The sequence below is a fragment of the Rhizobacter sp. P1_G5 genome, assembly GCF_056405435.1.
Genome location: NZ_JBFUCB010000445.1, coordinates 1 through 5212, shown reverse-complemented (window position 1 = coordinate 5212; position 5212 = coordinate 1). Strand labels below are relative to the sequence as shown.

At 70.1% G+C, this 5212-nt stretch carries 2 protein-coding genes; both read left to right on the top strand.

The genetic code is table 11. The features are described 5' to 3' along the window. The first annotated feature begins 21 nt into the window (after positions 1-21). Entirely contained in the window at positions 22-4704 is a 4683-nt protein-coding gene (locus AC1D12_RS24120; RefSeq protein WP_477843341.1) for a hypothetical protein, read from the top strand. Continuing rightward, on the top strand, positions 4701-5212 hold a 512-nt coding region (locus AC1D12_RS24115; RefSeq protein ID WP_477843339.1), incomplete at its 3' end, for a class I SAM-dependent methyltransferase. The genes AC1D12_RS24120 and AC1D12_RS24115, both read left to right, overlap by 4 nt.

Below are 5212 nucleotides of genomic sequence, written 5' to 3'. Positions count from 1 at the left end.
GTGGTCGCGGGCCTCGACTCGATGGGCGCCAACAACGCGATCAAGGGCGGCCGCTACGGCTGGGAACAGGCGGCGGTCGACCTGGGCATGACCGCGGTGCAGGCGGTGACCGCGGGCGTCGGTGCGCAGCTCGGCGCGGCCGCCCAGGTCGCCTCCAAGGGCGCGCAGGCGGCCTCGCAGGCCAGCCGCATGATCGCGTCGCTGGCCCGCATCTTCACCGGCAACCCGGTGGTCGACCAGATCATCATCGGCGCGATCACCAGCAGCATCGGCACGCTGGGCAGCACGGCACTKCAGGAACAGACCTGGGAGAAGGGAGCGGGCCACGCGGTCGGTGCGCTGTTCGAGGGTCTGCTGAAGGGCGCGCTGACCGGCGCGGCCACCGCGGCCGTGTCGCAGGCGATCGAGGTCGGCGGCGGGCTCGGTCCGAAGCTGCAGGCGCTGTCCGCCGAGGGCGGACCCGCCGCGGCACTGCGGGCGGTCACGCTGCGCGGCGCGGGCCGCGCCCTGATCGCAGGGGCCGGCGGCATGGCCGGCAAAGGCACCGAGATCATGTTCGACCAGGCCACCGGCAAGTTCAAGGGCCGCGGCGAGGATGCCTTGTGGGAGATCGGCAAGGCCGGGCTGCATTCCGCGGTCCAGGGCTTCGGCGAAGGCGCGGCCGAGGCGGTGGGGCAGCGCTTCCACAACGCGTCGATGCGCAAGCTCGAATCCGACATCAACAACGAGCGCAAGAGCCGCGGCATGGAGCCCTTGGAACCCAAGGCCCTGGCCGAGGCGGCGCAGGACCTGGCGCTGCTCAACCTGGCCGGCGGCAACGACGGCCTGTCGCGCGCCATCCACCTCGACCACGTCGCCACGCACGGCGGCATCAACGCCACCATCGCCACGCCGCATCCGGATCCGGTGGTGCTGGACAGCATGCGCGCCGAGCTGCTGCGCCACGTGCCGCCGGAGCTGCACGGACAGTTCGGCGACGTCCCGATCCGCGTGATGCCCGAGGCCGAGTTCCGCGCGATGACGCGCAGCGAGTCCGGCAACGTGGTCACGCTGATCCACGAAGGCAAGCCGACGGTGGTGATCCGCGAGGGCACACCGATCTCGCGCCTGGCCGACGAAGGCCCGCACCTGATGCAGACGCGCGAAGGCCCCTCCAAGGTCCGCGTCGCCAAGCTGGACGAGGCTGCGCTCGCGCACTGGGACCAGCTGCCGGTGGAGGCTCAGCTGGAGCTGTACCGCAACAAGGTCGAGCTGGAGATCGAGGCGCACGAGCAGATCGCGCGCTCGACCGAGGAGGCCGTGGCGCGCGGCGACCTCGATCCGAAGCAGGCGGCGCTGGACAAGGCGCGCAACGAGGCCACGTTGCGCAACCTGCGCGAGCGGCTGGTGGAAGTCGGCACGGTCGATCCGGGCAAGCTGCCGAAGCCGCAGTACCTCGAGCAGCCGGCGCGCCTGTTCTCCAAGGAGGCGTCGACCGAGTCGGGCACGCCCTGGGAAGCGTCGGTGGCGAAGAAAGTTCTGGGCGACGAACCCGAGAGCACGGGGCGCCCGCCTCGGCCGGGCGAGGTCGAGGAGCCCCATCCCACGGTGCCGGACACTGCGCCGGAGGGATCGGACGGCAAGAGCATGTTCGATCGCACGCAGCAGCAGGCCGACGAGGCATCGGGTCGGCTCGACCGTGGCAACACCTTCAACAACGAGCAGGAGGTGCGCCATCCGCACAACGAGGTCTACGTCGACATCGGCGAGAACGGCAAGCGGGTGCGCGTCGACTCGTATGTGCCGGGCGAGGAAATCATCTCGCGCAAGTACACCCAGCTGTCCGAGCTGAGCGAGGAACATGCGATCGGCTACATCAACGAGCTGATCGAGAAGTACCCGCGCGGCGCGGTGATCTCCGACGTGCCGTCGACCCGCGCGAGCGGCCTGGCCGGCAAGACACTCGACGGCGAGTACGTGCTGCAGGTGCCGGAGCAGCTGCGGCCGATCCCGCGCGAGGTGCTGGAGAACGCGCGCAAGGCCGGCGTCACGATCCGCGACCCCGAAGGCCGCGTCTACACCGTGGAGCATCCGGAAGGCACCGGGCGCCCGGGCAAGCGGGCATCGGTGGCGGACCAGGAGATGCATGCGGCGGACATGCAGGTCGCATTGCTGCGTCACGTGCCCGAGTCGATGCGCGCGGCACTGGGCGACACCGTGATCGAAGTGGTGCCCGAGCATTGGTACAACAGGGAATACGAGAGCCGGCGCTCGGGCGCGGTCACGCTGGTGAAGGACGGGCGCCCCTACGTCGTGATCCGCGAAGGCACGCCGATTTCGCGCCTGGCCGACGAAGGCCCGCACATCATGCAGGCGCACGACGAGGCCACGCGCCAACGGGTGGCCCTGCACGATGAAGCCAACATGAGGCGCTGGAACTCGCTCAGCGTCAAGGAACAGACCGAGCTCTACCGCAACAAGCTCGAACTGGAGATCCTGGGGCACGAGCACATCGCCCGCTCGTTGCGGGCGGAAACGGCGCGCAGCGTGGCCGGTGAACAGGCGCTCGACTTCGAATTTGGTCGCAACCAGCAGACCCTGAAGAACCTGCGCGAGCGCCTGGCGGAACTCGACACGATCACCTCAGCCGGCGCGGCCAAGACGCGCGAGCAGAAAGCCATCCTGAAGGAGCGCCTCGAACAGCCGGCGCGGCTGTTCTCCAAGGAGGTCTCGCCGCTGATGGAGACGCAGACGGCCCAGCGGTCCGTCGTCTTCGAGCCCTTCTCCGGCCCGTCGCTGGCGAGCGCGCGCGAGCTGCAGCAGCGCAACCCCGGCGCGGATGTCGTCACGTCCGAGGCCCGGCGTCCGCCGGGACAGGCCGACATCGAGCAGTTCCAGGCGGGTGGCGGCCGCTTCATCGGCGAGCGCTTCGGCCAGTCGCTGCCCGACAACTCGGTGGACGAGATGCACGTGCGCTTCCCGCTTCCGCACAGCAAGGGCAGTGAATTCGCGATCAGCCGCAACATGCTCGAACCGGGCAGGAGCATGATCGATCTCGCCCTGGAGATGCAGGCGAACGTCGAGAGCATCACCAACCTCGCGCCCCATGCGCTGCGCAAGCTCAAGCCGGGTGCCACGATGGAAGTGGTGTTCCACGAACGCGAGATCAGCGCCGAACTGGCCAGGCTGATCCATCCCGACCCGGACAGCCCGCTCGGCAGGAGCGGTTTCCGGTTCGAACGGGTCGGGCCCGAACAGCGCGTGCCGCGCAGCGAGGTGGCGCCCCATTCCGGCCACGGACTCCTCGAGATGGGCGTGGACCTGACCGAGGTCAGCGTGATGAAGCTGCGCAAGGTGCCCAAGGAGGCGCCACCGGTCGAGCCGCCACCGGCTGCACCGCCGCCCTCCTCGGCGCCCCCCGGGCCGCCTGACACGCCGCYCACCCGCTCGGCACCGAGCGAGCAGGAACGCGCCGAAGGCCGCGCCAAGCGCAGCGAACGCAAGCAGAAGGAACGCCAGGAACACCAGGCGCGCGCCGAAGCGCGCCAGCAGAAGCTCGAGCAGGAGGCCGCACAGCGCCAGGCGATGCAGGACCGGGTGGCTGCCGCCGCCACCGAGACGGCCGCACGCCGCGACGCCGTCGCGCAGGGCCGCGTCAGCCCCGAGGCCGACCTGCAGCAGCGCGTCGCGGAGGTGGCGAAGAGACTGGACATCCCGGTCGCCGACCTGGCCGAGGCGATCCGCCATTTCACCGACGACCTGGGCGGCAGCGGCCGGACCCTCGATGCCCAGGAGCTGATCGACAGCCTGCGCAACCGCACGCGYGAAGGCCAGCCGCCGCGTTACGGCGAACTGGAGACCTGGGTGGCGCAGAGCGTGCTCGAGCAGAACGCGTTGGCCATCAAGATGATGCGCGAACACATCGCGGAGGTTCGTCCGCATGCGGTGCTCGGCGTCAAGCGCGGCGGCGCGCTCCTGGCCGAGATGCTGGCGCAGGGCGTGGCCGACTTCCCCGAGTCCGTGCACGTGCCAAAGTCCGACAACGGCGAGCGCATCCGCAACCTGCGCGGCGAGATCATGAAGCGCATCGCGGCCGGCCAGACCGACTTCGCCATCGTCGACTTCTACATGGGTGGCGTGTTCGCCGGCGAGCTGCTGAAGATGATCCGCCCCATCGTCGAAACGCAGCCGGGCGTGCGCTTCGAGGTCATGTGGATGCGCGAGACGCACGGCTTCGACCGCCTGACCGTGCGGCCCGAGCCGGGCAAGCGGCTGAAGCCGTCGCTGGGGGAGCTCGAGCGCGGCGTGGCCACCGGAAGCGGCATGAGGCTGCAGACGCAGGAGAGCAAGATCCTCGTCAAGCGGGCAGACGGCTCCGTCATCGAGGTGCCGGCGCCGAAGATCAAGTTCCTGCTGCCGGAGGGGCCCGGCGTCGTGGTGCCTGCGCCGCACGGCACCGATGCCGCCCTCGCACAGCGGCAGCGGCTGCGGGTGACCGAATATCCCGTGCAGGTGGCCCTGGGCGACGACATGGACACCGTGGTGGACGGCAAGGCGACGCATCCGATCACCCTCTACGATCGCGAGGGCAGGACCGTGCGGCAGATCCCCGTCGGCACCATCGATCCCGCCACCGGACAGCCCCTGCGCACGACCAAGGAGATCCTGATGAAACTGATCGAAGATCCGGACTTCGACGGCAAGGGCAGCGAGGACAAGCGATGACGAACGCGACGACAGGCCCCGAAGCGGCACAGCGCAGGCCGCGCGTGCTCGACCCCGGTTGCAGCTACGGCGACCTGCTGCGCCGCCTCGCGCCCCAGGGCTGGCAGGTGGCAACCGAGGCGAAGGCGCCGCTCGTGCCGGGCGAGCCGGAACATGCCTCGCTGGTGCGCGGCGGCGAGCAACTCGTCTACACCTTCAACCCGGTGTGCCGTCTGCGCGTGCTGGAAGCGTCCGCGGGATTGGACGCGGACAGTCTCTCGCAGCTGCCGATCGCCGGGGCCGAATCGGTCGGCGCCTGGCTGGACAGTTCGGACGAGCGCACCCTGCTGCGCGGCGTGCTGGCCGCTCGGGTGCTGGGCCTGCTGACGCTGCGCCCTCGCCTCCAAGCCCTGCGCGCGAATGCGAGCCAGGCCGTGCGGCAGGCCGCCGAAGCGGCGGAGGCGGAACTGGCCCGGCAATCCGAACCGTTGGCTCGCCAGTCCGCGATGGCCTCGATCGAGTTGATATC